21 protein-coding genes and 1 tRNA gene are annotated in these 22,764 nt (G+C 66.7%); 13 read left to right on the top strand and 9 right to left on the bottom strand.

Annotated elements, in window-relative coordinates:
- Positions 1-85: 85 nt before the first annotated feature.
- The 4 genes from D3654_RS00675 to aceE form a co-directional block, all read right to left on the bottom strand.
- Positions 86-1,147 (bottom strand): beta-ketoacyl-ACP synthase III, encoded by a 1,062-nt coding sequence (locus tag D3654_RS00675; protein WP_120519615.1) that lies wholly within the window; start codon positions 1,145-1,147, stop codon positions 86-88.
- Positions 1,144-2,073 (bottom strand): ACP S-malonyltransferase, encoded by a 930-nt coding sequence (locus tag D3654_RS00670; RefSeq protein ID WP_205571692.1) that lies wholly within the window; start codon positions 2,071-2,073, stop codon positions 1,144-1,146. The genes D3654_RS00675 and D3654_RS00670 overlap by 4 nt, the downstream gene beginning before the upstream one ends.
- An 88-nt stretch (positions 2,074-2,161) precedes the next feature.
- Complete coding sequence (locus D3654_RS00665; protein ID WP_120519613.1) at positions 2,162-3,406, bottom strand: PucR family transcriptional regulator; 1,245 nt, start codon at positions 3,404-3,406, stop codon at positions 2,162-2,164.
- A gap of 164 nt (positions 3,407-3,570) precedes the next feature.
- The gene (aceE, locus tag D3654_RS00660; RefSeq protein WP_120519652.1) at positions 3,571-6,321 is read right to left on the bottom strand and encodes a pyruvate dehydrogenase (acetyl-transferring), homodimeric type; all 2,751 of its coding nucleotides are present in this window, start codon (positions 6,319-6,321) and stop codon (positions 3,571-3,573) included.
- A gap of 374 nt (positions 6,322-6,695) precedes the next feature.
- On the opposite strand from aceE, the gene D3654_RS00655 reads away from it, so the two are divergent.
- From D3654_RS00655 to D3654_RS00630, 6 genes are all read left to right on the top strand, one after another.
- Positions 6,696-7,118, top strand: coding sequence for a DUF3052 domain-containing protein (locus D3654_RS00655; RefSeq protein ID WP_120519612.1), 423 nt, complete (start codon positions 6,696-6,698; stop codon positions 7,116-7,118).
- Complete coding sequence (locus tag D3654_RS00650; RefSeq protein ID WP_245413019.1) at positions 7,115-7,615, top strand: peroxiredoxin; 501 nt, start codon at positions 7,115-7,117, stop codon at positions 7,613-7,615. The genes D3654_RS00655 and D3654_RS00650 overlap by 4 nt, the downstream gene beginning before the upstream one ends.
- Before the next feature lie 19 nt (positions 7,616-7,634).
- Positions 7,635-8,558 carry an NAD-dependent protein deacetylase gene (locus D3654_RS00645; RefSeq protein WP_120519611.1) on the top strand — a complete coding sequence of 308 codons (924 nt, stop codon included), beginning with the start codon at positions 7,635-7,637 and terminating at the stop codon, positions 8,556-8,558.
- Between the two features lie 115 nt (positions 8,559-8,673).
- Positions 8,674-8,746 (top strand) — tRNA-Val (locus D3654_RS00640).
- Between the two features lie 296 nt (positions 8,747-9,042).
- The gene (locus tag D3654_RS00635) at positions 9,043-9,840 is read left to right on the top strand and encodes an IclR family transcriptional regulator (RefSeq protein WP_120519610.1); all 798 of its coding nucleotides are present in this window, start codon (positions 9,043-9,045) and stop codon (positions 9,838-9,840) included.
- 134 nt (positions 9,841-9,974) lie between these two features.
- A complete protein-coding gene (locus D3654_RS00630; protein ID WP_120519609.1) occupies positions 9,975-11,324 on the top strand; it encodes an MFS transporter in 1,350 nt (449 codons plus the stop codon).
- 137 nt (positions 11,325-11,461) lie between these two features.
- Here D3654_RS00630 and D3654_RS00625 read toward each other — a convergent pair whose 3' ends face one another.
- Positions 11,462-12,529, bottom strand: a complete 1,068-nt coding sequence (locus D3654_RS00625; RefSeq protein ID WP_120519608.1) for an NAD(P)-dependent oxidoreductase — start codon at positions 12,527-12,529, stop codon at positions 11,462-11,464.
- 81 nt (positions 12,530-12,610) lie between these two features.
- On the opposite strand from D3654_RS00625, the gene D3654_RS00620 reads away from it, so the two are divergent.
- Genes D3654_RS00620 through D3654_RS00610 form a run of 3 tightly spaced genes read left to right on the top strand, consistent with a single transcriptional unit; the run spans position 12,611 to position 15,407 of the window.
- Entirely contained in the window at positions 12,611-13,567 is a 957-nt protein-coding gene (locus D3654_RS00620) for an NAD(P)-dependent oxidoreductase (protein ID WP_120519607.1), read from the top strand.
- A complete protein-coding gene (locus tag D3654_RS00615) occupies positions 13,564-14,334 on the top strand; it encodes an SDR family oxidoreductase (RefSeq protein ID WP_120519606.1) in 771 nt (256 codons plus the stop codon). Before D3654_RS00620 ends, D3654_RS00615 begins: the two co-directional genes overlap by 4 nt.
- Positions 14,334-15,407: an L-idonate 5-dehydrogenase gene (locus D3654_RS00610; RefSeq protein ID WP_120519605.1), complete on the top strand. Its 1,074-nt coding sequence runs from the start codon at positions 14,334-14,336 to the stop codon at positions 15,405-15,407. The genes D3654_RS00615 and D3654_RS00610 overlap by 1 nt, the downstream gene beginning before the upstream one ends.
- A 21-nt stretch (positions 15,408-15,428) precedes the next feature.
- Here the strand turns inward: D3654_RS00610 and D3654_RS00605 are convergent, their stop codons facing one another.
- The gene (locus D3654_RS00605) at positions 15,429-16,157 is read right to left on the bottom strand and encodes a FadR/GntR family transcriptional regulator (RefSeq protein ID WP_120519604.1); all 729 of its coding nucleotides are present in this window, start codon (positions 16,155-16,157) and stop codon (positions 15,429-15,431) included.
- A 217-nt stretch (positions 16,158-16,374) separates the two neighbouring features.
- On the opposite strand from D3654_RS00605, the gene gndA reads away from it, so the two are divergent.
- Positions 16,375-17,811: an NADP-dependent phosphogluconate dehydrogenase gene (gene gndA / locus D3654_RS00600; RefSeq protein ID WP_120519603.1), complete on the top strand. Its 1,437-nt coding sequence runs from the start codon at positions 16,375-16,377 to the stop codon at positions 17,809-17,811.
- A 110-nt stretch (positions 17,812-17,921) separates the two neighbouring features.
- Positions 17,922-18,755, top strand: coding sequence for an oxidoreductase (locus D3654_RS00595; RefSeq protein ID WP_120519602.1), 834 nt, complete (start codon positions 17,922-17,924; stop codon positions 18,753-18,755).
- Here D3654_RS00595 and epsC read toward each other — a convergent pair.
- The 3 genes from epsC to msrA all read right to left on the bottom strand — a co-directional run bounded on the left by epsC (position 18,752) and on the right by msrA (position 20,892).
- On the bottom strand, positions 18,752-19,336 hold the full coding sequence (epsC, locus tag D3654_RS00590) for a serine O-acetyltransferase EpsC (RefSeq protein ID WP_120519601.1): 585 nt from the start codon (positions 19,334-19,336) through the stop codon (positions 18,752-18,754). The genes D3654_RS00595 and epsC overlap by 4 nt on opposite strands.
- A 29-nt stretch (positions 19,337-19,365) precedes the next feature.
- Positions 19,366-20,301, bottom strand: coding sequence for a cysteine synthase A (cysK, locus tag D3654_RS00585; RefSeq protein WP_120519600.1), 936 nt, complete (start codon positions 20,299-20,301; stop codon positions 19,366-19,368).
- 66 nt (positions 20,302-20,367) lie between these two features.
- Positions 20,368-20,892: a peptide-methionine (S)-S-oxide reductase MsrA gene (gene msrA / locus D3654_RS00580; RefSeq protein ID WP_120519599.1), complete on the bottom strand. Its 525-nt coding sequence runs from the start codon at positions 20,890-20,892 to the stop codon at positions 20,368-20,370.
- An 87-nt stretch (positions 20,893-20,979) separates the two neighbouring features.
- Here msrA and D3654_RS00575 point away from each other — a divergent pair, with 87 nt between their 5' ends.
- Together D3654_RS00575 and D3654_RS00570 are read left to right on the top strand one after the other, a co-directional pair.
- Positions 20,980-21,882, top strand: coding sequence for a Nif3-like dinuclear metal center hexameric protein (locus D3654_RS00575; protein WP_120519598.1), 903 nt, complete (start codon positions 20,980-20,982; stop codon positions 21,880-21,882).
- Positions 21,883-22,006: 124 nt separating this feature from the next.
- Complete coding sequence (locus D3654_RS00570) at positions 22,007-22,744, top strand: zinc ribbon domain-containing protein (RefSeq protein ID WP_120519650.1); 738 nt, start codon at positions 22,007-22,009, stop codon at positions 22,742-22,744.
- Positions 22,745-22,764: the final 20 nt, after the last annotated feature.

The following is a 22,764-nucleotide window of genomic DNA, read 5'->3' as shown; positions in this document are numbered from 1 at the left end:
TGCCGGCTATGCCGGAAACGGGGCAAACCGCGGATACGGCTTGGTTGTCAAGGTCATGATCGATTGCATGCCTGCCGCAGTCAGGTTACGGCAGGACCACCACCTGGGCGCCGAAGACGAGGCCGGCACCGAAGCCGATCTGCAGGGAAAGTCCGCCGCTGAGCTGCGGGTTCTCCTGCAGGAGCCGGTGCGTTGCCAGCGGGATCGAGGCCGCGGAGGTGTTGCCCGATTCGGCGATGTCGCGGGCGACAACCACGGTTTCGGGGAGCTTGAGCTTCTTGACCATCTCGTCGATGATCCGCATGTTCGCCTGGTGCGGCACGAACGCCGCAAGGTCCGAGGCTTCGATGCCGGCGGCGTCGAGGGCCTGCTGGGCCACCTTCGCCATCTCCCAGACAGCCCAGCGGAACACGGTCTGCCCGTCCTGGCGCAGCGTGGGCCAGATGTCCTGGGTCGCCGAGATGAGGGCGAGGTCGTCCGTCTCGTCCGAGTGCCGTGCGGACTCGCCGAGCTTGCGGACCTCGTCAAGGGAGTGGGTCATGCCGATGGCGTTCCACTTGCTGCCGTCCGAACCCCAGATCGACTGGCCGATGCCCGGCGCGTCGGAAGGCCCGACGATGACAGCGCCGGCGCCGTCGCCGAGCAGGAAGGAGATGGTGCGTTCGTGGTTGTCGATGACGTCCGAGAGCTTTTCGGCGCCGACCACCAGGACGTAGTCCGCGGCGCCGGAACGGACCAGGGCGTCGCCCTGGGCCACGCCGTAGCAGTAGCCGGCGCAGGCGGCGGAAATATCGAAGGCGGCGGCCGGGGTCGCGCCGAGCCGGTCGGTCAGCGCGGCAGCGGCCGACGGGGTGGCGTAGGGGTGCGTCACGGTGGAGACGATCACGGCGCCCAGCTGGGAGGCCTCGATGCCTGCCTGCGCGAGGGCTTCGCGGGCTGCGCCTTCGGCCATGTCGATCACGCTGACACCCTCGGGGGCCCGGTGCCGGGTGACGATGCCGGTGCGCTGGCGGATCCACTCGTCGGAGGAATCGATCCACTGGCAGACGTCGTCGTTGGTGACGATGACTTCAGGCCGGTAGGCGCCGATGCCGAGGATCCGGGAGAACTCCTTGGCCGGTGCCTGCTTCAGTGTGGGGGCGCTCATGCGCTGGCCTCCAGTTCGGCGAAGAGGGCCAGTGCCGCGGACAGGTCCTCCGGGGTCTTCACGGCAACGGTCTTGACGCCGGGCATCCCGCGCTTGGCCAAGCCAGCGAGGGTGCCTGCCGGGGCCAGTTCGATCAGGCCGGTGACGCCGCGCTGCACCAGGTTTTCCATGCAGAGGTCCCAGCGGACCGGGCGGGACACCTGGGCGATCAGGCTGCCGACGGCGGCATCGCCGTCGGTGACCTCGCCGCCGTCGAAGTTCGACAGGAGCGGGACGGAAGGAGCCTGCGGCTTCAGGGACGGGCGCAGCGCTTCGAGGGCGTCCACGGCGGGTGCCATGTGGGCCGTGTGGAAGGCGCCCGCCACCTTGAGCGGGATGACCCGTGCCTTGGCCGGCGGGTTGTCAGCGAGGGCCTGGAGCTGCTCGAACGTGCCGGCGGCGACGGTCTGGCCCGCGCCGTTGACGTTGGCCGGTGCCGCACCGGACGCCTCGATGGCCGCCAGGACCTCTGCCGGGTCGCCGCCGACGACGGCGCTCATGCCGGTGGGGGTGACGGCGGCGGCGGCTGCCATGTTGTTGGCGCGTTCGCGCACGAACGTCATGGCGTCGCTTTCGCTGAGCACCCCGGCGAGGGCGGACGCGGTGATCTCGCCGACCGAGTGCCCGGCCAGAACCACCGGCAGGGTGCTGAGTTCGACGTCGAACAAGGACTTCGCGGCGACCAGCCCGGCGGCGACGATCAGGGGCTGCGCGACGGCAGTGTCCTTGATGGTCTCCTCATCGGAGGTGGTGCCGTGGGCCTTGAGGTCGATTCCGGCAATCTCGCTCAGGGCAGCCAGATGTCCTTCCACGGAAGGCAGCTCCAGCCACGGGGCCAGGAATCCAGGGGTTTGCGAGCCCTGTCCAGGGCAGACGATTGCAAGCACGTAACCAGCTTTCCAAATTGCCGCGTGATCCAACGGTGTTTTCGTACACCAAGCTCACTGGGACGGTTTGTAGGAAGTCTACAACGACTCAGTTGCCGTTCCGGGAACCATGACGCTCCGGCGACGCCTTCGGCGGGGCCGAAAGGCGGCCCACCACGAGGGCTGTCTGGAGTACGAACGCCTCCCGCGGAAGCAACGGATCCCAGCCTGTCACGTCGCAGACGCGCTTGAGCCGGTACCGCACGGTGTTGGCATGGACGAACAGTTCGCGGGCCGTCGCTTCCAGGGAATGGCCCAGCTCAAGGTAGGTTCCGAGCGTCTCGACCAGTCCGTTGGAGGCGGCGATGAGCGGACGGTAGATGTTCTTGATGAGTGAGCGGCGGGCGGCGTCGTCCCCGGACACCACGCGTTCGGGCAGGAGATCGTCGGCGGCGACGGGCCGCGGGGCCGAGGGCCAGGCGCGCGCGGCGGTGAGGCCGGCGAAGGCGGCCTGCGCCGAACTGCTCGCTTCCAGCAGCGAACCGGCCTCGGGGCCGTACACAACGGGACCCGGGGCGAACAGTTCGCTCAGTTTCAGGTAGGCGGTGTCGCGGTCCTGGACCCCGCCGAGGATCAGGATCAGCCTGTCGCCCTGGATGCCCACCAGGGCGTCCTCGGCGAAGCGGCCGGCGGTGCGGCGCAGTTCGCTGACGTAGCTCGCGCTGGGTTCGGAAGGCGAATTGCCGACCATCACGGTGAACCGTTCCTGGGCTTTCCAGCCCAGCGCGGCGATCCGGGAACGCAGGGCGTCGGTGTTCTCGCCGCGCAGGATCGCGTCGACGATCAGGGCCTCGAGGCGGGTGTCCCAGGAACCGCGGGATTCCGCGGCGCGGGCGTAGACGTCGGCGGCAGCGAAGGCCACCTCGCGCGAGTATCGCAGCACCGCTTCCCGCAGTGACGGCTGGTCGGGTTCGGGCGCGATCACCGGGACCTGGTTCTCCACCACCTCCACCACGATCCGGATCAGCTGCAGCGCCTTCTGCAGGCTGATCGATCGGGTGAGTTCGGTGGGGGCGTTGCCGAACACGTCGGTGAGGATCCAGGAAGGAGAGCTCGGACGTTCGTACCAGGTGACGAACGCCGCGATGCCGTTCTGGGCCACCAGGCCCAGCGCCGAGCGTTCATCGGCGCTTAGCCGCGTGTACCACGGAAGGGATTTTTCCAGCTGGCGCATGGTAGTGGTGGACAGCTGGCCGACATTCGCGCGGAGCCGTTTGAGGGTTTCGGCTTTCTCGGGGGAGACCGCACGCGAGGGCGCCTTGCGTTTCGCGGAGGTGGGGGTGGGCTCTGCCATTCTTTGAGCATAAGGCCCGCGCCGCACAAGCTCCATTTGTGCGAAGGCTACAAGCCGGTGCCACCGCTTCCGTTGCTTGCGGCCGCCTCCGCGCGGGAAACCCCTTAAACGCCGACGGCGGCCCCGCCTTCCGGTGGGGCCGCCGTCTGGGTGTTGCCGGTCGCTTAGCTGTCGCCGCCGGCGCCGCCGGTGGTTCCTGCGTTGACGTCGAGCAGGCGGTACTTCTCGATTGCCAGGCCGGGGGCCGAGGGGTCGACCTTGCCCTGCTGCGCCAGCAGCTGGAGGGTCTTGGCGACGATCGAGTGGGTGTCGTTCTTGAAGAAGCGACGTGCCGCGGCACGGGTGTCGGAGAAACCGAAGCCGTCTGCACCCAGGGCCGCGAAGTCGTTCGGGATGAACTGGCGGATCTGGTCCGGAACAGCCTTCATGTAGTCCGAAACGGCAACCACGGGGCCCTCGGCGCCGGCAAGCTGCTGGGCGACGAACGGTACGTGGGCGGCTTCGCCCGGGTTCAGGAAGGCCTGCTCCTCGGCGGCAAGGCCGTCGCGGCGCAGTTCGTTCCAGGAGGTGACGGACCAGACGTCGGCTGCCACGTTCCATTCCTCGTCAAGGATGCGCTGGGCTTCCAGGGCCCACGGCACCGAGACGCCGGAGGCGAGGATCTGGGCCTTCGGGCGTTCCGCGGACCCGTTGGTGGCGGCGGCGAGCCGGTAGATGCCCTTGAGGAGGCCGTTGACATCGAGGTCTTCGGGCTCGGCCGGCTGGACGATCGGCTCGTTGTACACGGTCAGGTAGTACATGAGGTTGCGGTCGGCCGAGTCGGGGCCGTACATCCGCTCCAGGCCGTCACGGATGATGTGTCCGATTTCGTAACCGTAGGCGGGGTCGTAGGTGACCACGGCCGGGTTGGTGGAGGCCAGGAGGGGGGAGTGGCCGTCGGCGTGCTGCAGGCCTTCACCGGTCAGGGTGGTGCGTCCTGCGGTGGCGCCGACGATGAAGCCGCGGGTCATCTGGTCCGCCGCTGCCCAGAAGGAGTCGCCCGTGCGCTGGAAGCCGAACATCGAGTAGAACACGTAGATCGGAACCAGGGGTTCGCCGTGGGTGGCGTAGGAGGTTCCGGCCGCGGTGAACGCTGCGACGGCACCGGCCTCGTTGATGCCCGGGTGGATCAGCTGGCCGGCCGGGGACTCCTTGTACGCAAGCACAAGGTCGCGGTCCACGGACAGGTAGTTCTGGCCCTTCGGGTTGTAGATCTTCGCCGTCGGGAAGAACGCGTCCATGCCAAAGGTGCGGGATTCGTCCGGGACAACCGGGACAAAGCGCGCGCCGAAGTTCTTGTCGCGCATGAGGTCCTTGAGCAGGCGTACGAAGGCCATGGTGGTGGCTGCCTGCTGCTTGCCCGAACCGCGCTTGGCGACCTCGTAGGACTTGTCCTCCGGAAGCGTCACCTCGGTGTGCTTGGAACGGCGCTCCGGGAGGAAGCCGCCCAATTCCGCGCGGCGCTCCATGAGGTACTTGATCTCCGGCGCGTCCATGCCCGGGTGGTAATACGGCGGACGGTACGGGTCGGCTTCAAGCTGCTCGTCCGTGATCGGGATGCGCAGGTAGTCGCGGAAGGCCTTCAGGTCCTCCAGCGTCAGCTTCTTCATCTGGTGGGTCGCGTTGCGGCCCTCGAAGTGCGGCCCCAGGCCGTAGCCCTTGACGGTCTTGGCAAGGATGACGGTCGGCTTGCCCTTGAACTCGGTGGCAGCCTTGTAGGCGGCGTAGACCTTGCGGTAGTCATGGCCGCCGCGCTTGAGCTGCCAGATCTGCTCGTCCGAGAAGTCGGCAACCATGTCCTTGGTGGCCGGGGTCTTGCCGAAGAAGTGCTCGCGCACGAATCCGCCGGACTCTGCCTTGTAGGTCTGGTAGTCGCCGTCGAGGGTCTCGTTCATGATGTTCACGAGGGAACCGTCGGAGTCCTTGGCGAGCAGGTCGTCCCACTCGCGGCCCCAGACCACCTTGATGACGTTCCAGCCGGCACCGCGGAAGAACGCCTCGAGTTCCTGCATGATCTTGCCGTTGCCGCGGACGGGTCCGTCGAGGCGCTGCAGGTTGCAGTTGATGACGAAGTTCAGGTTGTCCAGGTTTTCGTTGGCGGCGAGCTGGAGCAAGCCGCGCGATTCGGGCTCGTCCATTTCACCGTCGCCGAGGAAGGCCCAGACCTGCTGCTCGGAGGTGTCCTTGATGCCCCGGCCCTGCAGGTAGCGGTTGGCCTGGGCCTGGTAGATGGCATTCATCGGGCCGATGCCCATGGAGACCGTGGGGAATTCCCAGAAGGCCGGCATCAGGCGCGGGTGCGGGTAGGAGGACAGCGCGTGGCCCTCCTTGGACTTCTCCTGGCGGAAACCGTCAAGGTCTTCTTCGCCGAGGCGTCCTTCCATGAAGGCGCGGGCGTACATGCCGGGGGAAGCGTGTCCCTGGAAGAACACCTGGTCGCCGCCGGACGGGTGGTCCTTGCCGCGGAAGAAGTGGTTGAAGCCCACTTCGTACAAAGTAGCGGCGCCGGCGTACGTGGAAATGTGTCCGCCCACGCCGATGTCGGAGCGCTGTGCGCGGTGCACCATCACTGCTGCATTCCAACGCATGTACGCCCGGTAGCGGCGCTCGAATTCTTCGTTGCCCGGGAACTTCGCTTCCTGGTCCGCCGGGATGGTGTTTACATAGTCCGTCGTCGTGACCATGGGCACGCCCACGGACTGCGCGCCGGCACGCTGCAACAGGCTGCGCATGATGTATTGCGCGCGTTCGGTTCCCTGCTCCTTGATCAAGGTGTCCAGGGACTCAATCCATTCCGCGGTCTCTTCCGGATCACGATCAGGCAGCTGGGCAGTCAACCCGCTGAGGATGTGTGAGGTCTCTTCTCCTGCAGCCACGTCCAACCTCTCTTTTGGCGCAAGCAGCGGCGCCTCAAGTCCGGCAGGGTAACTGCCCGTCATGAACGCGTCGTGTGCGACATCTCGGTTACAACAGCCCGGTCAGGTATGCCGGGCAGGTTCTCTAGAGCAACGGCTGCGCATTTACGGGGCGGTTGCCCTGCAGCCGATGTGCTTACTGGCCACTGTAGCTTTGTCGATGCTGGGATGCGTAGCCGCGCAGGCCGTTTAAGCGTGATGTGACTGAGGATTCGCCGTGCTTTTGCCGCAGTGGCGGTGACACGTAATCGGGTTCATCGGGCGATAATGGCTTGAAGCAGGCACCCAAAGGGTGTTGGCTGGTAGTAATCGAAATCACTTCAGAGGAGGAAAACGTGAGCGAGGCCGACGCCGCCACATCGGTAAATGTGGCGGAAAGATTGGGTTTCAAGGACGGGGATCTGATTCAAGAGTTCGGTTACGACGATGATGTCGACTTCGACTTGCGTGACGATATTGAGGAGCTGACCGGCTCCGAACTCCTCGACGAGGACGACCACGAGGTCGTCGATGCCGTGATCTTCTGGTGGCGTGACGGCGACGGCGATCTCGTCGATGCCTTGGTGGATTCCCAGACCACTCTCAGCGAGGGCGGCGTGGTGTGGGTCCTGACCCCCAAGTCCGGCCGTCCCAGCCACGTTTCCCCGTCTGAAATCCAGGACGCCGCTCCCACGGCGGGCCTCCACTGCACCACGTCCGCTGGTGTGTCCAAGGACTGGAGCGCCACCCGCCTCGTCGCCCGGAAGAAGAACAAGTGACGCACTCCCGGGCCGGCCGGGCGGACGTGCTGCAGGGCGTTCCGGCGGTCGGTGAGGAAGCCCCCGACTTTGAGCTTGTCAACCAGTACGGCGAACCGGTCCGCCTCTCCACCCTCCGGGGACGCAACGTCGCCGTCGTTTTCTACCCCTTCGCGTTCTCCGGGATCTGCACCGGCGAACTCTGCGAGATCCGGGACAACCTCGCCGTTTTCGAGGACGCCAACGCCACGGTCCTGGGCGTTTCGGTGGACAGCAAGTTCGCCCAGCGCGCCTACGCGGAGAAGGAAGGCTACAGCTTCGACCTGCTCGCCGATTTCTGGCCGCACGGCGAGGTCGCCCGGACATATGGAGTGTTCGACGACGCCACAGGCATGGCCTTGCGCGGCACCTTCATCATCGATGCGGCAGGCATCATCCGCTACGTCGTGGTGAATCCGCGCGGTCAGGCCCGGGACCTGGCCGAATACCGGGCGGCACTCGCCGGTCTCGGCGCCTGAAAGTCCGTGGCCTGAAGCCATGGACGCACGCCGCCCCGGGATCGGGACAACCGGCCTGGCCAGCCTGGCACCGGCCGGGACGGCTCCGCTGGCGGCGGAGGACGTCCCGGCGATGCGGCAGGCCTCCGGCCTCCTTGGCGGGAAACACCTGGCCGTGCTCACCGGTGCGGGCCTGAGCACGGATTCGGGCATTCCGGATTACCGTGGCCCGGGTGCTGCGCCCCGCAAGCCGATGACCTACCAGGAGTTCGTCGGCAGCGCCGACAACCGCCGTCGCTATTGGGCGCGCAACCACATCGGCTGGTCCAAACTCCGGCATGCCGATCCGAATGCCGGGCATTTCGCCGTCGCCCGCTTGGAAGGGCGCGGCCTCCTGAGCGGGCTGATCACGCAGAACGTCGACCGGCTGCACGAAGACGCCGGCAGCCGTAACGTGGTGGACCTCCACGGCCGCTACGACCGGGTGGTTTGCCTCGACGGCGGCCACGGCTTCAGCAGGAAGCTGCTGAGCGGAATCCTTGAGGAAATCAATCCTGGATTCCTCGAAGCCGCCGAAGCCACGGGCGTCATCGAGATGGCGCCCGACGCCGACGCCGTCGTGGAAGATCCGGAGCTGATCCGTGGTTTCGTGGTGGCCAGGTGCCCGGTGTGCGGCGGCGTGCTGAAACCGGACTTCGTCTATTTCGGCGAGAACGTGCCCAAGGAGCGGGTGGAACGCGCCTATGCCATGGTCGATGACGCCGGGGCCTTGCTGGTGGCCGGCTCGTCGCTGACCGTCATGAGCGGGCTGCGCTTTGTCCGCCACGCCGCGAAGGCGGGCAAGCCGGTGGTGATCATCAACCGGGGCGCCACCCGCGGAGACGGCCTTGCCGACCTGAAGATCGACGCCGGGGTCAGCGCCGCCTTGTCCTGGCTCGCTGAGGAGCTGCCTGAGCTGCTCTGAAGCAGCACACCGTTGCCCGCCTCAGGGCGGCGCGGCGATTCGCTTTCCGGCGGCCGGATCGGGTAGAGTCTATGTTCGTTGCTCCGGCCGGGAATCCCGGCGGAACCACGTTTTTGGGTCTTTAGCTCAGCTGGTAGAGCGCCACGTTTACACCGTGGATGTCATCGGTTCGATCCCGGTAGGACCCACCGACGAAGCCCGTCATTCACGCCGCGAGGCAGGAATGGCGGGCTTCTTTTATGCCCGCGAATCGCGCGCCGAAGAGTCCGGAAACTGGAAGAGCTCTCCACCGCGACTATTGGGGGATGCCGCGGTGGAGAGCTCGAAAATGAATATACAGTGAATTCCCTGTGTTGGGAAGCGTCCTGTTTCCCGCCACTCCGGAGCGCATTTACTGCGAAGCCACTATGATGGGACTTGTTCACTGGACTGAACAGGGTCTTCCGGGCCTTTCATTCCGGACCAGCCACCGTCAAGGAGAGTCATGGCCGATTCCCGCGCTTCCCGTTCCACTGAGAGCCCCGGGGGTTCCTCGCCGGCTCCCGCGGTGACCCGGGCGGCCGCTGTGCTGGATGCCTTGGCCGCTGCGCCGTCGGGCCGGCTGACCCTGAGTGACCTGGCACGCGAACTGGGCATCCCGAAGTCGTCCACCTCAAACCTCCTGCTTGCCCTTGAAGAAGCGCGCCTGATCACGCGCGAGGGCGCTGACTTCTCGCTCGGCCGCAAGCTCGTGGAGCTGGGCGCCGCCTACCTGAGCCGGCTCGATGAGGTCCAGGAGTTCTACAAGTACTGCGAGCAGGCACCGACGCTCTCCGGCGAGACGGTCCGCATCGCGATGCGCGACGGCGACCATGTCATCTACCTGGCCCGTTACGAAGGCCACCCGGCTGTCCGCCTCACCTCCAACATCGGCGACAAGATGCCGCTGTCCCTGTGCGCCGTCGGCAAGGCCCTCCTGGCCCAGCTCCACGACCACGACATTGAGGCGATGTTCCCGGACGAACTCGAACTCCCGGTCATGACCGCCAAGTCCCTGCGTTCGGCGGCCGAGCTCAAGGCCCAGGTGGCCGAAATCCGCCGCCGCGGCTTCGCCTTCGAAGACGAGGAATCCACCCTGGGCGTGGTTTGCCTGGCGGTGCCCGTGCCGACCCACGGGGCACACGGGCCGAGTCTGGGGCTCTCCGTCACGTCCCTTAAAGCGACGTATTCGGAAGAACAGGGCGACCTGATGGTCAAGGAACTCAAGGAGCTCGCGCACTCCCTGGGCAACCCGATGGGCTGATCGGGAAATAAATCTGATTATACCTCTTGAACATTGTTCAGCTTGTTGTACGCTGTTCAATATAGTGATTCTGGCCACCGTGCCGATGCTATGCCCAGGCCAACGGGGGCCTGGATGTTCCTAAGGGAGTGCTAGTGACAATTCGTACTAAGACCGTGGTTGCCGGTCCGGACGACGCGGTCGTCGATCCGGGCCAGTTGCGGAAAGCCACGCTTGCCAGTTCCGTCGGCTCCGCCCTGGAGTACTACGATTTCTACATCTACGGCCTGGCTTCGGCCTTGATCTTCGGGCCGTTGTTCTTCAAGCCGCTGGGCGACACGGGCGCCCTGATCGCGTCGTTCGCCACCTACGGCGTCGGCTTCGCAGCCCGGCCGTTCGGCGGCATCATCTTCGGCTACATTGGCGACCGCTTCGGCCGCAAGATGGTCCTGCTGCTGACCATCGGCATGATGGGCCTTGCCAGCTTCGCCATCGGCTTGCTGCCCACCTTCGAGCAGGCCGGCATGCTCGGCGCGGTCCTGCTGGTCACTCTCCGTATCGTCCAAGGTCTCGGCGCCGGCGCCGAGCAGGCCGGCGCAACGACCCTGATCTCGGAAGTCGCCCCGCGCCGCCGTCGTGGTTTCTTCGCCGCACTGCCGTTCGTCGGCATCCAGCTGGGCACCCTGCTCGGCGCCGGCACCTTTGCCCTGATCGCCCTCGCGGACAAGTCCGTGCTGGAAGGGTGGCTGTGGCGCGTGCCGTTCCTGGCAAGCTTCATCCTGATCCTGGTGGCCGTCTTTATCCGCCTCAAGCTCAAGGAGACCCCTGTTTTCCAGGAGCTGGAGGCGCACAAGAACGTGGTCAAGAACCCGGTGGGCGAACTGTGGAAGCACTCCAAGAAGAACGTGCTGGTGGGCATCGGCCTGCGCATGGGCGAAAACGGAAACTCCTCGATCTATTCGGCGCTCCTTATCGCCTTCCTCTCCGCCAAGGAAGGCATCTTCCCGGGCGACAAGTTCATCGGCCCGGTGGGCCTGCTGATCGCCGCCGGCTTCGCCGCCGTCATGGTTGTCACCTTCGGCGCCCTCTCGGACCGTTTCGGCCGCGTGCCGGTCTACCGCTACGGCGCCCTGTTCCAGGCGGTCATCGCGCTGCCCGCGTTCTACCTGGTGACCCTCGGCAACCCGACGCTCGTCTGGGTGGTCATGGTGGTGGGCATCGCCCTCGGCGTGCAGTCCATGCTGGGCCCGCAGTGCCCGCTGCTTCCCGAGCTCTTCGGCGCCCGCTACCGCTTCACCGGCGTCGCCCTGAGCCGCGAGATCTCCGCCGTCATCGCCGGCGGCCTGGTGCCCCTGGTCGGTGCCGCGCTGCTCGCAGCGACCGGCTTCTCGTGGCTGGTCCTGGCGGTCTACTCCCTGGTCCTGGCGCTGATCTCCTTCGCCGCCAGCTTCTTCACGCCGGAGACGGCAGGCCGCGACCTGCTCGCCCTGGAGGACGCCAGCTAGGCGTCCAGTAGCAAGAACGTCGAAGCGGCGGCTCCCTCCGCGGAGCCGCCGCTTCGCTGCGTATGAAGGATCAGGGCAACAGAACGGCCCCGGCGGAAATCCGCCGGGGCCGTTCTGTGTGGAGCCGTGGAGCCGGTTTAGTAGAAGTGCACCGTGTCCACGAGGTGCGGCATTTCGCCGCCCTCAAGGAAGATCCGCAGGTTGCTGCAGAAGCGTTCGGCGATCAGCCGGTTCTCGGCGGCGCTGAGGGCCGAGGTGTGCGGCGAGACCATCACCTTCGGGTGGTTCCAAAGCGGGCTGTCCTGGGGGAGGGGCTCCACCGCGAAGACGTCCAGGCAGGCGTAGGAGACCTGTCCGTTCTCCAGCGCCTCCAGCAGGGCGTCTTCGTCCACGACAGTGCCGCGCCCCACGTTCACGAACACCGTGCCCGGCTTCATGGCCGCGAAGGCCTCGCGGTTGAAGAGCCGCTCGGTGTACGGCGTGCCCGGGAGGGTGTTGACGACGGCGTCGGCGGTGGCGAGCAGCCCGGCAAGGCCGTCGTTCGTGGCGACTTCCTCGATGCCGTCGATCGCTTCGACGTTCCGCTTGGTCCCGCTGACCCGCATGCCGAGGGCCCGGGCGACGCGCGCGGTCTCCATGCCGATTTCACCGAGGCCCGTGATGACCAGCGTGGAACCGTTCACCAGCTTGGTGGGAATCCGGAGCTCCGGCCAGACCTTGGCTGCCTGGTCCTGTGCGAGCTCGGCGCTGCGCTTGAAGCCGTTGAGGATGCCGAGCGCGGCGAATTCGGCCAGCGGCAGGGCGTGCACACCGGCGGAGGTGGTGACCTTGAACTTGTCCAGGGTGGCGGTGTCGAGGCCCGAGGCCTTCACGGCTCCGCCGGCGCCGGCTGCCATGGCGTGGATCCACTGCAGCCGCGGGTTGCTCTGCGCGATGCGGGCCAGGCCTGCCGGGTTCTCGTTGGGGAAACCGTAGAGGATCTGTGCCTGGTTGAGCATCTCCCAGTAGCGCTCTTCCTGTTCAGGCGTGCGCTTGAAGGCCGGGTCTCCGGAGTGGTCGGCCGGGAAGCGTTCCGGCGGCAGCAGCTCCGGATCGTAGAGAACCGTGATGGCCGGATCGATGGCGCGGATACGCTCCACATGCTCAGCTTCGAGCGGGACGGCGATCGCGATGGTGAGTTCATCAGTCGTCATGCTGTTCATCATACTGAATTGAGGCTAGGATATTGAACAGTTTTTACGGAGAATTGCAGCTGAGACGACACAACGAAGTGAGGTACGCACAGGATGAGCGCCGGAAAAGCAGGCTTCGTCGGCCTGGGACTGATGGGCTTCCCCATGGCCGCCAGCCTCCTCGCCGCCGGGTGGGAGGTGACAGGCTGGAACCGCTCGGAGGCCGCCGTTAGCCGATTGGTCGCCCTTGGTGGGCAAGGCGCCGCGTCGGTGGTGGACCTGCGCGACCAGCCCGTGATCGTCTTCATGCTCCCGGACCTGCGGTACATCATCGATGCCGCGGCTCCCTTGCTTGAATCCTGGCGCGCAGCACCTCCCGCCGCAGGGACCGCCGTCGTCGTCATGAGCAGCGTCTCCCCGACGGCGGTGCGCGGCTTCGGCGCGCTTGTGCACGACGCGAGTGCCGGCAACGCCGTGGTGGTCGATGCCCCGGTCAGCGGCGGCACCACCGGTGCCGAAAATAGCACCCTCGCCATCATGGTGGGCGCATCCGCAGAAGACTTCGAACGCCTGCTGCCCCTGTTCAGCGCGATGGGCACCACGGTCCGCCGCATGGGCACGCTCGGCGCCGGTTCGCTTGCCAAGGCGTGCAACCAGCTGATCGTCGGAACCACGACGGCGGCCCTCGCCGAAGCCGCCGAACTCGCCGAACGCTCCGGCATGGACGCCGCAGCCCTCTTCGAGGTGCTCTCCGGCGGCCTCGCCGGAAGCCGGGTCCTGGACATTGTCGGACCCCGCCTCGCCGCCAAGGATTACGAACCCACCGGTCCGGCCAAGTTCATGCACAAGGACCTGAACTTCGTCCTCGAAAGCGCCGCTGCCTCCGGTTCCGCCGTTCCCATGGCCTCGGCCGGCATCGGGCTCTACCGCGAACTGATCGACCAGGGCCTCGGCGACCAGGACCTTGCCGTCGTCCGCCAGGCCATCTCAAATCTCAGCGACTCCCACGCGACCCTCACCACACAAGCAATCACCACACAAGCCACCACCACAAAAGAAGGACAGCAATGAGTGGACTCTTCGACCTCACCGGGCGCGTAGCCCTGGTGACGGGCTCCAGCCGCGGAATCGGCAACGCCCTGGCCCGCGGCCTGGCGGACGCCGGCGCCACGGTGGTGCTCAACGGCATCAACCCGGACCGCCTCAAGGCCGCTGAGGCCGCCCTCGCCGCGGACTTCGCCCCCGGACGCATCCACAGCTGCGCCTTCGACGTCACCAGCGACGTCGAAGCTGCGCGCGGTGTTGCCTGGGTTGAGGAAAACGTGGGCCCGCTGGACATCCTGGTCAACAACGCCGGCATCCAGCACCGCGTCCCGATGCTTGAGCTCGACGTCAAGGACTGGGAGCGTGTCCTCACCACCGACCTGACCAGTGCGTTCCTGGTGGGCCGCGAAGCCGCCCGGCACATGGTTCCCCGCGGCCGCGGCAAGATCATCAACATCTGCTCGGTGCAGACCGATCTCGCCCGTCCCACGATCGCCCCCTACGTGGCGGCCAAGGGCGGCCTGCGGAACCTGACCCGTGCCATGACCGCCGAATGGGCGGCCTCGGGCCTGCAGATCAACGGCATCGCCCCGGGTTACATCCACACGGAAATGACCCAGAACCTGGTGGACGATCCCGACTTCAACTCCTGGATCCTGGGCCGCACCCCGGCGCACCGCTGGGGGACCGTGGCCGACCTCGCCGGTCCGGCCGTGTGGCTGGCCTCCGACGCGTCCAACTTCGTCAACGGCCAGACGATCTTCGTCGACGGCGGAATGACGGTGGTGGTCTGATGTCCGGCTTCGAACTTCCGGGTTTCCAGTTGCCCGAGTCCGGCCTCGCCGTGGTTGCCCACGCTGCCGGGGATCTCCGCATTGAAGACGTTCCCCTGAAGGCGCCGGCGGCGGACGAGACCGTCGTCGAAATCGCCTACGGCGGCATCTGCGGCTCCGACCTGCACTACTGGCTGCATGGCGCGGCCGGTGAATCCATCCTCAAGGCCCCCATGGTCCTGGGCCACGAAATCGTCGGAACTGTGGTGCGGCAGGCCGCCGACGGCAGCGGACCCGCCGCCGGAACGCCCGTCGCCGTGCACCCCGCGACGCCGGGCCCCGGCGAGGCGAAGTATCCCGAGGACCGGCCCAACCTGTCCCCGGGCTGCACCTACCTCGGCAGCGCGGCCCGCTTCCCGCACACCGACGGCGCGTTCAGCCGTTACGCCACCCTTCCTTCGCGCATGCTGCGCGCACTTCCGGAAACCCTGTCGCTGCGTACCGCTGCCCTGGTGGAACCGGCCAGTGTGGCCTGGCATGCCGTCGCCCGGGCCGGGGATGTCGCGGGCAAGACGGCGATGGTGATCGGCAGCGGTCCGATCGGTGCCTTGGCCGTCGCCGTGCTCAAGCGGGCCGGCGCCGCCAGGATCGTAGCCGTCGACATGCATGACAAGCCGCTGGAAATCGCCCGAGCAGTGGGCGCCGACGAGGTACTCAAGGGAGACGACGACGAGGCGATCGCCGCCGTGGAGGCCGACGTCGTGATCGAGTCCTCGGGCAGCCACTTCGGGCTGGCGTCGGCGATCAAGGGCGCGGTGCGCGGCGGCAAGGTGGTCATGGTGGGCCTGCTGCCCACCGGGCCCCAGCCAGTCTTCATCTCCCTGGCCATCACCCGCGAACTGGAACTCCTGGGCTCCTTCCGCTTCAACGACGAAATCGACGAAGTCATCGCGGCGCTGGCCGACGGCTCGCTGCAGGTGGACCCGGTGGTGACGCACGAATACACCCTGGACCGCGGCCTGGAAGCCTTCGAGGTCGCGAAGAACTCGGCACAGTCCGGGAAGGTCCTGCTGGACTTCGCCCCCGCTTCGTAAGGGGAGCCTCCCGGGAGAGGGCTACCGCCGCTCCACCGGGACGAACACCCGCGGCTGGTCTTCCCAGCTGGGCGAAAGGTCCGCGATGGTCTCGCGCATAATGCTCGAGGCCGCCTCGCGGGCCTTTTCGCCGTCCCCGTCCGCGATGGCCTGCGCGACATCCATGTGCCACTGCAGGGCGACCTCCTCCGGGTGGGTGGGCATTAGGCCGTGGACGGTGCGTCCGGTGAGGGTTTCGGTGACCTGGCCGATCAGGTTCGCGAACATTTCGTTGCCCGAGCCGGAGAGGACCAGGGCGTGGAAACGGATGTCCAGCTCCAGGAAGGTGGGCATGTCCCCGGCGTGTCCGGCGTCGCGCATGGCCAGTGAGATGTCCACCAGTTCGCTGCGGAGCTTCTCCGGCGCGTTCTGGGCGGCGAGCTCTGCGGCGGCAGGTTCGACGGCGGAACGCAGCTCGGCGAGCGAGCGCAGCTGCGCCCCGCGGCCTTCGCCGGCGAGGCGCCAGCGGATGACGAGGGGATCGAAAGGGTTCCAACGGTGTGCGGGAAGGACACGGATGCCCACGCGCTTGATCGTTTCCACCAGCCCGAGCGACTGGAGCACGCGGACCGCTTCCCGGACCACCGAACGGGAGACCTTGAGTTCCTCTTCAAGCTGTTCGGCCAGCATGACGTGGCCGGTGGGAAGGACCCCACCGACAATCCTGGCGCCCAGATGCTCAACGGCGCGGTGGTGGAGACTCGTTGACATAGAGGTAAGCATAGTGGCGGCCGCAGGGGCGCCTTTGTTACTTCCTCGGGAGGCGGCCCGGGCGCCTGCACCATACACTCTTTTGTGACGCGGACGTTTCCGGATCCTCTGCAAAAACTTTCGCGATGGCCGTCAAATACGTATGGTTTATTTCAGCGACTGCGCTAGAAAACGTTTCCTGCGTCCCGGGCAGGACTCACGACGAATTGGAGTTTTGATGTCAGCACACATCGGTGTCACCGGCCTTGCGGTGATGGGCGCCAATCTGGCCCGCAATCTGGCCCGCAACGGCTTCACCGTTGCCCTCCACAACCGCTCCGTCGAAAAGACCGACGCACTCCTTGCAAAGCACGGCTCCGAAGGCGACTTCGTCCGCACCGAGACCCTGCAGGAACTCGTCGACTCCCTCGAGAAGCCGCGCCGCGTCCTCATCATGGTGAAGGCCGGCAAGCCGGTGGACGCCGTCATCGACCAGCTCGTGCCGCTGCTTGAAGAGGACGACATCGTCATCGACGCCGGCAACTCCCACTACGAGGACACGCGCCGCCGCGAGGCTGCCCTGTCCGAAAAGGGCCTGCACTTCGTGGGCGTCGGCGTGTCCGGCGGTGAGGAAGGCGCCCTCAACGGCCCGTCCATCATGCCCGGCGGTTCCAAGGAGTCCTACAAGGCCCTCGGCCCGCTGCTGGAAAAGATCTCCGCCAAGGTCGACGGCGAGCCCTGCTGCGCCTGGGTCGGCACCGACGGCGCAGGCCACTTCGTCAAGATGGTCCACAACGGCATCGAGTACGCCGACATGCAGGTCATCGGCGAAGCCTTCGACCTCCTGCGCTCCGGTGCAGGCATCGAGCCGGCCGAACAGTCCAAGATCTTCGCTGAATGGAACACCGGTGAGCTGTCCTCCTTCCTGATCGAAATCTCCGCCGAGGTCCTCGGCCACGTCGACGCCAAGACCGGCAAGCCGTTCGTCGACGTCGTCGTGGACGCCGCAGGCCAGAAGGGCACCGGCCGCTGGACGGTTATTTCCGCCCTCGAACTGGGTTCCCCGGTCTCCGGCATCGCCGAATCCGTCTTCGCCCGTGCGCTCTCTTCCCAGAGCGAACAGCGCAAGCTGGGCCAGGAACTGCTCGCCGGCGAGGAAGCCGCCGTCGAAATCCCCGCGACCTTCGTCGAGGACGTCCGCCAGGCACTGTACGCCTCCAAGCTGGTTTCCTACGCGCAGGGCATGGACATGCTCACCTCGTCCGCGAAGGAATACGGCTGGGACCTGAAGCTCGACGAGATCGCCTCCCTGTGGCGTGCCGGCTGCATCATCCGCGCCGAACTGCTCAAGGACATCACCAAGGCCTACGCCGCCGACGAGAAGCCCGCCAACCTGCTGTTCGCCCCGGCCTTCACCAAGGCCATCGCCGAGGCCCTTCCGGCCTGGCGCCGCGTGGTCGCCACGGCCGTGCAGCTGGGCATCCCGGTTCCGGTCTTCTCGTCTTCCCTGGCCTACTACGACGGCCTGCGCCGCAAGCGCGTCGCAGCCGCCCTGATCCAGGGCCAGCGTGACCTCTTCGGTGCGCACACCTACGGCCGCGTCGACGCCGAGGGCACCTTCCACACCCTGTGGGGCGAGGACAAGTCCGAGGTCGAAGCCGTGGACACCCACTAGCAGCTTCCCTGACAAAGGCCGGCCGTTCCCCGATACTGGGGAAGGCCGGCCTTTGCCGTGCCGCCACGCTGCCGCCGGGGGCCCGCCGCGGCCCGATCAGGGGAGCTTCCATGACGCCAGGAACCGTGTTCGTGACCGGTGCATCCACGGGAATCGGTCACGAGGCCGCCATCCTCCTGGCCCGGAGCGGTTTCACGGTCTACGCAGGCGCCCGCCGGACGGACAAGATGGAACCGCTCAAGGCCCATGGCATCCGGGTCCTCGCCCTCGACGTCACGGATGACGCCTCCATGACAGCAGCGGTCTCGGAAGTGGAGGCGGCGCACGGCCGGGTGGACGTCCTGGTCAACAACGCCGGCTACGGTTCCTACGACTCGCTCGAGGAAGTCCCGCTGGAGGAAGGCCGGCGCCAGTTCGAGGTCAACGTCTTCGGCATGGCCCGGATGACGCAACTAGTGGTCCCGGGCATGCGTAAGGCCGGGGCCGGCAGGATCATCAACGTCTCCTCCATCGGCGGCCGGATCTATGAACCACTCGGTTCCTGGTACCACGCCACGAAGTTCGCCGTCGAGGGGCTGAGCGATTCGCTGCGCCTCGAACTCGCGCCGCACGGCATCTCGGTGTCGATCATCCAACCCTCCGGCACGGTGTCGGAATGGGGCCGGATCGCAGGGGAGTACCTCCTGGCCGCTTCCGGGCAGGGGCCCTATGCCGGCCAGGCCCGCATGATGGCTGCCGCGTTGGCGAGCACGGAAGGTACCGCATTGGCCTCCCCGCCGCGGGCGGCTGCCCGCGCGATCCTCCGCGCGGCACGGTCCGGAAAACCGAAAACCCGCTACCCGGCGGGCCGGGGAGCGGGTTCGATTCTGGCGCTCAGGCGGATCCTGCCGGACCGCGCCTTCGATGCCCTGCTGAGGGGCATCTACGGCAGGTTTCCGGCTTAGATCCGATACTCGATGTAGTACTCGGCCGGATCCACCGCGGGCTTGGTTTCGGACTTGGCATCGCGGTGCCGCCAAGTGGCCGGGATGCCCGTGATGATCGACTCCGGCGGCGCGTCCTTCACGACGACGGCGTTCGCGCCCACAGCGCTGTCCGCGCCGATCGTGATGGGGCCCAGGACCTTCGCGCCCGCGCCGATGGTCACCCGGTCACCGATGGTGGGGTGCCGCTTGACCTTCGCGAGGGAGCGTCCGCCGAGCGTCACGCCGTGGTAGATCATGACGTCTTCGCCGATCTCCGCGGTCTCGCCGATCACTACGCCCATGCCGTGGTCTATGAAGAACCTGCGCCCGATGGTGGCACCGGGATGGATCTCGATGCCGGTCAGGAAACGTGCCAGCTGCGAAATCAGCCGGGCCGGGAAACGGGTGGCCGGGTTCTGCCACAGCTTGTGCGTCAGCCGGTGCGCCCAGATGGCATGCAGCCCGGAGTATGCAAAAAAGTTCTCGAAAGAGCCTCGGGCCGCCGGGTCGTGGGACCGGGCGGCCTCGAGGTCTTCCTTGAGTCTTGCGAAAAAGCTCACAAAGACCTTTCTACAGGAAGGGTGGTGGATCAGCCGCGGATGTCGTCAAAGAGGACAGTGGAGATGTAACGCTCGCCGAAGTCGGGAACAATCGCGACGATCAGCTTGCCCTTGTTCTCCGGGCGCTTGGCCAGCTCCAGGGCGCCCCAGACAGCCGCGCCGGCGGAGATACCGCCGAGGATGCCTTCCTGGGTGCCGAGCGAGCGGGCCGTCGCGACGGCGTCCTCGAGGGAGGCGTCAAGGACCTCGTCGTACACGTTGGTGTCCAGCACCTCCGGGACGAAGTTGGCGCCCAGGCCCTGGATCTTGTGCGGACCGGGGGTGCCGCCGTTGAGGATGGGGGAGTCCTTGGGTTCGACGGCCACGATCTGGACTTCCGGCTTGCGTTCCTTCAGGACCTGGCCGACGCCGGTGATGGTGCCGCCGGTGCCCACGCCGCCCACGAAGATGTCGATCTTGCCGTCGGTGTCGGCCCAGATCTCCTCGGCCGTGGTGTTGCGGTGGATCTCGGGGTTGGCTTCGTTGGCGAACTGCTGGGCCCAGATGGAGTTCTCGGTGTTGGCCACGATTTCCTGGGCCTTCTCCACGGCGCCGCGCATGCCCTCGGAACCCGGGGTCAGCACGATTTCGGCGCCGTAGGCACGCAGCATGACGCGGCGCTCGGTGGACATGGTCTCGGGCATGGTCAGGATGACCTTGTAGCCGCGGGCCGCACCGACGAGGGCCAGGGCGATGCCGGTGTTGCCGGAGGTGCCCTCGACGATCGTGCCGCCGGGCTTCAGTGCACCGGACTTCTCCGCGGCGTCGATGATGGCGACACCGATGCGGTCCTTGACGCTGTTGGCGGGGTTGTAGAACTCCAGCTTCACCGCCACCGTGGCCTCGAGGTCCTTGCTGAGCCGGTTGAGGCGGACCAGGGGGGTTCCGCCGATCAGCTGGGTGACGTCGTCGTAGATCCGTGCCATGTATTCATGCCTGTTCTCTGAAGAGGGAAATGCTGTGGCCAGCCTAACCAGCGTTACGAGGGCCTGCTACGCACGGAGCCACGAAGAGTAATATTTCCGGGCCTTGGCGAGCTTCGGATTGATGATCACCTGGCAGTAGCCCTGTTCGGGGAACTTGGCGTAGTAGTTCTGGTGGATCGCCTCGGCTTCATGGAACTCGGGAAGCCTGCTGACCTCCGTGACGATTTCCTTGGACCACAGGGGCTGGTTGCGCGCGATCGCCTTTTCGAACAGGTCCTTCTCCTCCTGCGTCTCGTAGAACATCACCGAACGGTACTGGGTGCCGACGTCATAGCCCTGGCGGTTCAGGGTGGTCGGGTCATGGAGCGCAAAGAACATGTCCAGGATGATTTCCTCCGGAATCACGTTTTCGTCGAAGGTCACCGCCACGACTTCGGCGTGGCCCGTGATTCCGGAACAGACCTCGTAGTAGCCGGGGTTCCGGACATGTCCGCCCGCATAGCCCGAAACCACCGATGAGACGCCCTGGGTCTTCTGGTAGACGGCATCCAGGCACCAGAAGCAGCCGCCGCCAAGTACGAAAGTTTTCATGCCCTGTTCAATGGCCGGAGGCCGCGGAAGATTCCCGCAGGAGCCTTACGGAAGTGTGACGGCGCTGGATGCGCAAGAATATTGCCCATGGAAGCTGTGAACACCGCTGTGGCAGAAGAGGTTGTGGCCGACAAGGAATCCGACGGCGGCCCGGGAACCCCGACCCTGGGCGAACTGCTGCTGGCTGTCGAGGAGCTCTGGCCCGAATCCCTGGCCGAGAACTGGGACGAAGTGGGTCTGGTGGCCGGGCGCCCCGAGGCCCCGGTGGGCAAGGTGATGCTGGCCGTGGACCCCACTCTGGAAACCATCGAGGAAGCCATCGACTGGGGTGCGCAGCTGCTGGTCACGCACCATCCGCTCCTGCTCAAGGGGGTCAACTCCGTTGCCGCCACCACTGCCAAGGGCCTGGCCGTCCACCGGCTGATCGAGTCCGGCACCGCGTTGCTGACGGTGCACACGAACGGTGATTCCGCCGTCGGGGGTGTTTCCGACGTGCTCGCCGACGCCTTCGGATTGGACAACGTGGTTCCGCTGACCCCGGCGGCGCAGGGCCTGCCCGAGGAAGGGATCGGCCGCGTGGGGGAACTTCCCGAGTTGATGACGCTCGGCGACTTCGCCGCCCGCGTCTTCGAAGTCCTTCCGGCCGTTGCCGGCGGCGTCAGGGTGTCCGGAGAGCGGGACGCACTCATCCGCCGGGTCGCCGTCTGCGGCGGTGCCGGTGACAGCCTGTTCGACGCCGTCCGCGCCAGCCAGGCGGATGTCTACGTGACGGCCGACCTCCGCCACCACCCGGCGTCGGAAGCGCGGGAATCAGCCGTCAACGGCCGCCCGTACCTGATCGACGTTTCGCATTTCGCCAGCGAATGGCTGTGGCTCCCGGCCGCCGCCGAAGCCCTCGGCAACGTGCTCGCCGACCAGGGGTACGACGTCGAGATCCGCGTGGCGAGCACCAACAGCGACCCCTGGGACTTCATCCTTACCCCGGGCTGAGTCCGGCGCACCCGCGGACGATGGCGGGGACGGCAGGCGGGATTGGCGCTAGAGTCGGGTGAAGGACGGGCGCCAGGCCCGGCCGGATCCCGAAGGGATGCGGCACAATCAAGCGGAGGTGGACGTGGCCAAGGCAGCCCCGGCAGAACAAATGAAGTTGCTCGACCTGCAGGCACTGGACGCCAAACTCAAAGGCCTCGCCAAGCGCCGCGGCATCCTTGAAAACGATCCCCGCATCACCGACCTCCGGGACGCCCTGGCTGTTGCGAACGGCGAACTCGGCACGGCGAAGCTCGCAGTGCACGATGCCGAAGCCGAGCTGCGGCGCTCCGAAGCCGACGTGGAGCAGGTCGCAGGCCGCATCGAACGCGATGAAGCCAGGCTCAACAGCGGCACTGGCCTCTCCAAGGACCTCGTGGCACTCCAAAGCGACATCGCGTCCCTGAACCGGCGCCGCTCCGACCTGGAGGACGTGGAACTGGAAATCCTCGAACGCTTGGACGGGCTTCGCGAAAAGCAGGCAGCCCAGCAGCAGATCGTGGATGACATCCAGGGTTCCTTCGCCGGGATCCGGGCCGAACTGGATGCCGCGATCGCCGAGGTGGCCGCCGAAGAGGACGGCGTCCGCGCCGAACGGAACACCTTCGCAGCCGGCGTGGACGCCAGCGCCCTGGACATCTATGAGAAGACGCTGGCCAAGCGCGGGGTCGGTGCGGCCCGCTTGTTCCACGGCAGGTCCGAAGGCTCGGGGATGACCCTGAGCCCCGGAGACCTCGCCGAGGTCAAGGCCGCCGCCGAGGACGATATCGTCTTCTGCCCCGACTCCGGCTGCATCCTGGTCCGCTCCGCGGAATGGAACTGACTCCTGCCGCCTAGCCTGAC

Source organism: Arthrobacter celericrescens (assembly GCF_003614925.1).
GTDB lineage: Bacteria > Actinomycetota > Actinomycetes > Actinomycetales > Micrococcaceae > Arthrobacter > Arthrobacter celericrescens.
This window is presented reverse-complemented; position numbering and strand designations above follow the sequence as displayed.